Below are 6,192 nucleotides of genomic sequence, written 5' to 3' on the forward strand. Positions count from 1 at the left end.
CGAACGCGGCGCGCACCCGCTTGCCCTGATGCTCGACGTGAGCCTCGTAGGCGCCGTAGGCCATTCCCACGATCGGAGCGCTGATCGTGGTGGGATGCATGGTGCCCCAAGGCATCTTGTAGACCGGCGCGGTGTTGGTCTGGTATCCGCCCGCGGTGCCGTCGTTCATCGCCTTGTAGGACAGGAAGCGGTGGCGCGGCACGAACACGTCCTTGACCACGACGGTGTTGCTCCCGGTCGCCTTCAGGCCCACCACATTCCAGACATCGTCGATGCGGTAGTCGGCGCGCGGGATCAGGAAGCTTCCGAAATCGACGGGCTTGCCGTCCTTGATCACCGGGCCGCCCAGGAAGGCCCAGGTCGCGTGGTCACATCCCGACGACCACTGCCAGGCGCCGCTGACCAGGTACCCGCCGTCGACCACGGTGCCCGCACCCATCGGCGCGTACGAGGACGACACCCGCACCGTCGGATCGCCGCCCCAGACGTCCTCCTGAGCCTGCTGATCGAACAGCGCCAGGTGCCAGTTGTGCACCCCGATGATCGACGACACCCAACCGGTGGAGCCGCACGCGCTCGCGATGCGCCGGACGGCTTCGTAGAAGATCGTCGGATCGCACTGCAGGCCGCCCCACTGCTCGGGCTGGAGAAGTTTGAAGAATCCGACCTCGTCGAGTTCGGTCACGGTCTCGTCGGGCAGTCGGCGCAACTCCTCGGCGGCGAGCGAGCGCTTCGCGATCCGCGGCAGCAGGTCGTCGATACCGGCGAGAACCGACTGCGCGTCGCGCTGTTCAATGGACGTCACTGGTGTGCCTCCCGAGGCGTGCGAAGTAACCTACATGAGATTAGAACACGTTACGATTTGTGTCGAGTAGCGGTGTCTTGTAGCCGCTGGACCTGCGGACATGCATTTCTGTAACCTGTTCTAGTTATTACCGACCGCGGCGCGAAGAGAGGGCTCATCTTGTGACGGACGTAGCCGCCGACGAACCGCTGGGCAGTCACGTGCTCGAGCTGGAGATCGCCGACGTCATCGACGAGACCGCAGACGCGCGCTCCCTCGTGTTCAAGTCTCCCGAAGACGCCCCGGTCCCGCCGGAGAAACTGCGGTATTCGCCGGGCCAGTTCCTGACCTTGCGGATACCCAGTGACCGCACCGGTTCGGTGGCACGCTGCTACTCGTTGTGCAGTTCGCCGTTCACCGGTGACCCGCTGACGGTCACGATCAAGCGCACGGCCGACGGTTACGCGTCGAACTGGTTGTGCGACAACGCCCACGCCGGGATGAAGATCCACGTGCTCGCGCCGTCGGGCACGTTCGTGCCGAAGACACTGGACACCGACTTCCTGCTGCTCGCAGCTGGCAGCGGCATCACCCCGATGATGGCGATCCTGAAGTCGGCACTGTCGGAGGGCACCGGCAAGGTCACGCTCGTCTACGCCAACCGCGACGAGCAGTCCGTGATCTTCGCCGAGACGTTGCGCGATCTCGCCGCCAAGTACCCGGACCGGCTCACAGCGATCCACTGGCTGGAATCCGTGCAGGGCCTGCCGAGCGTGTCGGCGCTGACCGAGTTGGTCGCCCCGTACGGCTCACGCGAGGCGTTCATCTGCGGGCCTGGTCCGTTCATGGCCGCCGCCGAGGAGGCCCTCGCTTCGGCGGGCCTGTCCGCCGAACGCATCCACATCGAGGTGTTCAAGTCGCTGGAGTCCGACCCGTTCGCGGCGGTGAAACTCGACGCCGATGACAGCGACGAGGGGCCGGCGACGGCCATCGTGACGCTGGACGGCCAGACCCATGAGGTGTCCTGGCCGCGCCGCGCCAAGCTGCTCGACGTGTTGCTGGACAAGGGGCTCGACGCACCGTTCTCGTGCCGCGAAGGCCATTGCGGTGCGTGCGCGGTGGTGAAGAAATCCGGCGACACCGAGATGGAGGTCAACGACGTCCTCGAGCAGCAGGACCTCGACGAAGGCCTGATCCTGGCCTGCCAGGCGCATCCGAAGTCGGATTCGGTGGAAGTCACCTATGACGAGTAGCAGGGGGATTACCTTCATCACGATGAACCGGCTCGCAGCGGCATGCGCGATCGCGCTGACCGCGATGTTGACGGCGGCGCTCGCGCACCCACCGGCGGCCACCGCCGCGTCCAACACCGCGGTGTCCTCGATCCACGTCGACCCCGCCACCCAGATCCAGATGCACGTCACGGCGAACTGTGACGCCGCGCAGAACCGGTGCTTCTACAACACCTCGGCCAACCTGCTGACACCCGGCGGCCCCACCGGATTCCCGCAGGACACCTGGGCCCGTCAGACCATCACCCTGCGCAGCAACTCCCAGGACGTCTGGCAGGAGGCCTGGTACAGCGCGCCGGCCGGCATGCCCCGCGAACTCAAGGGCGCCAACCACGACAACGTGCTGTCCCGGATGCTGAAATCGCTTCGCGACGTCGAGGTCTCGGTGACGTACTTCGGCGGCGGACCGATCGAGCGGTTCACCACCGACGGCGACTCGGTGCCGACCGCGTGGACCACCGGCCAGCCGGCCAAGGGCTCGGAGTTCATCGTGTGCTCGCAGATCCAGGTGGTCTACGGCGGGGTGAACCTCACCACGCCGAGCGCCTGCGCGCAGACGACGTTCGCCTGACAGGGCTTTAGCGCGGCTCGTCGTCGCTCCAGGCGAGCCGGCCGTCCGGGCCGACGACGACCAACTCACCGGCGCGCACTGACTGCTGCACCAGATCGGCCAGGTCGAGCGGCGAGGCATCGGGGTTCGCCGCTGCGATTCCGCGACCCACCTCGTTGTTGAACAGGTCCATCGCCATGCTCGCCGTGTCATTGTCGGGTCTGCCCTCATGCGCGGCGGTGAACCGCGCCGTCCATTCCTCGCCGAATCTGTGGGTCATCAGCGCACTGGCGTAGGCGTGGCGGAACGCGTCGGTGTGGTTGTCGACATCCCGGCCGTCCGGCGGCGGGAACCGCGCGACGGCCTCGGCGGTCGCGTGATCGCGGATGACGAACAGGTCCGGGATACGTGCCGGATCGGCCCGCATCATCGCGATCTCGGTCTGTGTCAGCTCCACGAACGCGATCTCACCGGCGGCTCGGCTCAGAGCTTCCGACACATCGAAAAGCTGTGTGCCACCGGGATCTTCGGCCGCTCTGTAGGTGGCCAGAATCTCGGCGAGGCGCTGCCCGTCCCGCGTGCTCACCGCGGCAGGCCCAGCAGCCTCTCCCCGGCCATGGTCAACAGGATCTGCTCGGTGCCGCCGGCGATCGTCAGGCACCGGGTGTTGAGGAAGTCGTGCACCTGCTGGTTGATCACCGCCCCGGCCCCGTCGGACAGATCCATCCGGAATTCGGCCAGCGCCTGCCGGTACCGCACCCCGATGAGCTTGCGGGCACTGGCCTGCGGGCCCGGGTCCTGGCCTTCGACGGCGAGCTGGGCGATCCGCTGATCCAGCAGCGAACCCACCTGCGCGGTGACGATCAGCCGGCCGAGTTGATCTTGCTGGGCGCCGTCGACCTCCAGCTGCGCGATGACCCGCAGCAGCTCCTCCATCGGGTTTCCCAACGCGGTGCCCTGCGCCATCGCGACGCGTTCGTTGGCCAGCGTGGTGCGGGCCAGCCGCCACCCGTCGTCGACCTGGCCGACGACCATCTCGTCGGGGACGAAGACGTCGTCGAAGAACACCTCGTTGAACAATTCGTCGCCGGTGATCTCCCGCAGCGGGCGGATCACGATGCCGGGACTCTTCATGTCGACCAGGAAGTAGGTGATGCCTTTGTGTTTCGGCGCGTCGGGGTCGGTCCGGGCCAGGCACACGCCCCAGTGCGCCTGTTGCGCCGCCGAGGTCCACACCTTCTGCCCGGTCAACTTCCAGCCCCCGTCAGTCCGGACGGCCTTGGTACGCAACGCCGCCAGGTCAGAACCCGCACCGGGCTCGCTGAACAACTGGCACCACGTCAGCTCACCGCGCAGCGTCGGCGGGACGAACTGTTCGATCTGGCCCGGGCTGCCGTGCTCCAGGATCGTCGGCACCGCCCACCAGCCGATCACCAGATCGGGACGCGCCACCCCCGCGGCGGCCAGTTCCTGGTCGATGAGCAGCTGCTCGGCCGGTCCGGCGCCACGCCCGTGGGGCGGCGGCCAGTGCGGCGCCAGCAACCCGGTCTCGGCGAGCGCGACCTGGCGCTCGCTCTCCGGCGCCGCAGCGACTTCGGCCACCGCAGAAGCGATCTCGGGGCGCAGGCCGGCGACCGACTCCAGGTCGATGTGCAGCTCGCGGCGGACCCCCTGTTGGGTCAACGTGGCCACCCGGCGCAACCAGCGGGACCGTCCGCCCAGGAACTGCGCGATGCCGTAGGCCCGCCGCAGGTACAGGTGCGCATCATGCTCCCAGGTGATGCCGATACCGCCGAGCACCTGGATGCAGTCCTTGGCGTTGGCCTTGGCAGCCTCGATGCCGACAGACGCGGCCAGCGCGGCCGCGATCGACAGCTGATCGGCGTCCGCTTCGCCGGCCGCACCGGCGGCGTCGGCGGCCGCGACGGAGGCCTGTTCGGAGCGCAGCAGCATCTCGGCGCACATGTGCTTGATGGCCTGGAAACTGCCGATCGGTTTGCCGAACTGTTCGCGCACCTTCGCGTACTCGGTGGCGGTGTTCAGCAGCCAGCGGGCCAGGCCGGCCGCTTCGGCGGCCAGCAGCGTGGCGATCAGGTCCACGACCCGCTGCGGGGGGACGTCCAGCGCCTCGGCAGGCGCGCCGTCGAGTGCGACGCCGGCCAGCGGACGGGAGAAGTCGGTGGCGGTAAGCGGTTCGATGGTCACGCCACTCGCGGCGCCGTCGACCAGCAACCAGGTATCGCCGGCAGGCAGCAGCAGCACCCCCGCCGCGTCCGCGCCCAGCACGTACGGAGCGCTGCCCGACACCCGTCCGTCGGCGTAGTCCAGATCGGCGGTCAACGTCATGCCCGCGGTGCGCTGGCCGGTGGCCAGGGCCTCCAGCAGTTCCGCGTGCGAGCCGGGCAGCACCAGCGTGGCCAGCGCGGTGGTCACCACCGGGCCCGGCACCAGCGCGGCAGCCGCCTCGTCGATCATCGCGGCCAGATCCGCTACCGTGCCGTCGGCGCCTCCGTGTTCCTCGGGGAGCGCGACGCCGAAGATCCCTAGTTCGGCCAGGCTGCCGTACGGCGCGCGCCACGCGTCGGCGTGGCCCTGCTCGATATCGCGTGCCGCCTCGACCGACCGCGATGCTGCGGCCCAGCTCCGGACCAGTTCCCGGGCGGCGGACTGGTCGTCGGTGGTGGGAGCGGACGTTGATGCCGACACCGTGTCTCCTAGCGTTTGGGCGAGAAGACGATGCTTCTCACTAGAACGTGTTCTAATAGTGACAGCGTTCGACCGTCAAGTCGACCGTCACCGCAGCAGCAGGGCACGCGGTCGTGCCCGTCACACGGAGAAGAAATACGGGACCGGGATGCGTATCGTTTTCACCGGTAACGCATCACGAAGGAGCCATTCGCCGCATGTCGGGGACGTCGGAGTTCTCAGCTGATAAGTCGCAGACGCCTGCCCGCACCGCGGGTGCGGGCGCCGATTCGCGACCTCGTCAGGTGATGAACGTCGCGGTGCTCGCCGAGTCCGAGCTCGGCTCCGAAGCGCAGCGCGAGCGCCGCAAGCGCATTCTGGACGCCACGCTGGCGATCGCGTCCAAGGGCGGCTACGAAGCCGTGCAGATGCGTGCGGTGGCCGAACGGGCCGATGTCGCGGTCGGCACGCTGTACCGGTACTTCCCGTCCAAGGTGCACCTGCTGGTCTCCGCGCTGGGCCGCGAGTTCGAGCGCATCGACGCCAAGACCGACCGTGCCGCGCTGTCCGCCGGGGCCACCGCCTACCAGCGGCTCAACATCATGGTCGGCAAGCTGAACCGGGCGATGCAGCGCAACCCGCTGCTGACCGAGGCGATGACCCGCGCGTTCGTGTTCGCCGACGCGTCCGCCGCCGGCGAGGTCGACCACGTCGGCAAGCTGATGGACTCGATGTTCGCCCGCGCGATGAGCGACGGGGAGCCCACCGAGGACCAGTACCACATCGCCCGGGTGATCTCCGACGTGTGGCTGTCCAACCTGCTGGCCTGGCTCACCCGGCGCGCATCGGCGACCGACGTCGCCAAGCGGCTCGATCTGGCG

At 68.3% G+C, this 6,192-nt stretch carries 6 protein-coding genes; 3 read left to right on the top strand and 3 right to left on the bottom strand.

The annotated features are described in order from the left end of the window. Nucleotides 1–805 (bottom strand): 3-hydroxy-9,10-secoandrosta-1,3,5(10)-triene-9,17-dione monooxygenase oxygenase subunit (gene hsaA, locus ASJ79_RS16020; protein WP_067956893.1); only part of this gene is annotated, 805 nt, incomplete at its 3' end. Between the two features lie 161 nt (nucleotides 806–966). Between hsaA and ASJ79_RS16025 the strand changes: the two genes are divergently transcribed. Together ASJ79_RS16025 and ASJ79_RS16030 are read left to right on the top strand one after the other, a co-directional pair. After that, nucleotides 967–2,037, top strand: coding sequence for a ferredoxin--NADP reductase (locus tag ASJ79_RS16025; RefSeq protein ID WP_067956896.1), 1,071 nt, complete (start codon nucleotides 967–969; stop codon nucleotides 2,035–2,037). Between the two features lie 22 nt (nucleotides 2,038–2,059). Then, nucleotides 2,060–2,647, top strand: a complete 588-nt coding sequence (locus ASJ79_RS16030) for a hypothetical protein (RefSeq protein WP_067956899.1) — start codon at nucleotides 2,060–2,062, stop codon at nucleotides 2,645–2,647. 7 nt (nucleotides 2,648–2,654) lie between these two features. On the opposite strand, the gene ASJ79_RS16035 is transcribed toward ASJ79_RS16030, so the two are convergent. Then, the gene (locus ASJ79_RS16035) at nucleotides 2,655–3,212 is read right to left on the bottom strand and encodes a hypothetical protein (RefSeq protein ID WP_067956904.1); all 558 of its coding nucleotides are present in this window, start codon (nucleotides 3,210–3,212) and stop codon (nucleotides 2,655–2,657) included. Next, nucleotides 3,209–5,332 (bottom strand): acyl-CoA dehydrogenase, encoded by a 2,124-nt coding sequence (locus ASJ79_RS16040; protein ID WP_067956907.1) that lies wholly within the window; start codon nucleotides 5,330–5,332, stop codon nucleotides 3,209–3,211. The genes ASJ79_RS16035 and ASJ79_RS16040 overlap by 4 nt, the downstream gene beginning before the upstream one ends. A 287-nt stretch (nucleotides 5,333–5,619) precedes the next feature. Here ASJ79_RS16040 and kstR point away from each other — a divergent pair. Beyond that, the coding region (gene kstR / locus ASJ79_RS16045; protein ID WP_197420238.1) for a cholesterol catabolism transcriptional regulator KstR at nucleotides 5,620–6,192 on the top strand (573 nt) is incomplete at its 3' end.

The organism is Mycobacterium sp. NAZ190054 (genome assembly GCF_001545925.1).
Taxonomy (GTDB): domain Bacteria; phylum Actinomycetota; class Actinomycetes; order Mycobacteriales; family Mycobacteriaceae; genus Mycobacterium.

Coding starts and splice junctions, on each gene's coding strand:
- ASJ79_RS16030 (WP_067956899.1), top strand. CDS start 2,060: ATGAACCGGCTCGCAGCGGCATGCGCGATCGCGCTGACCGCGATGTTG.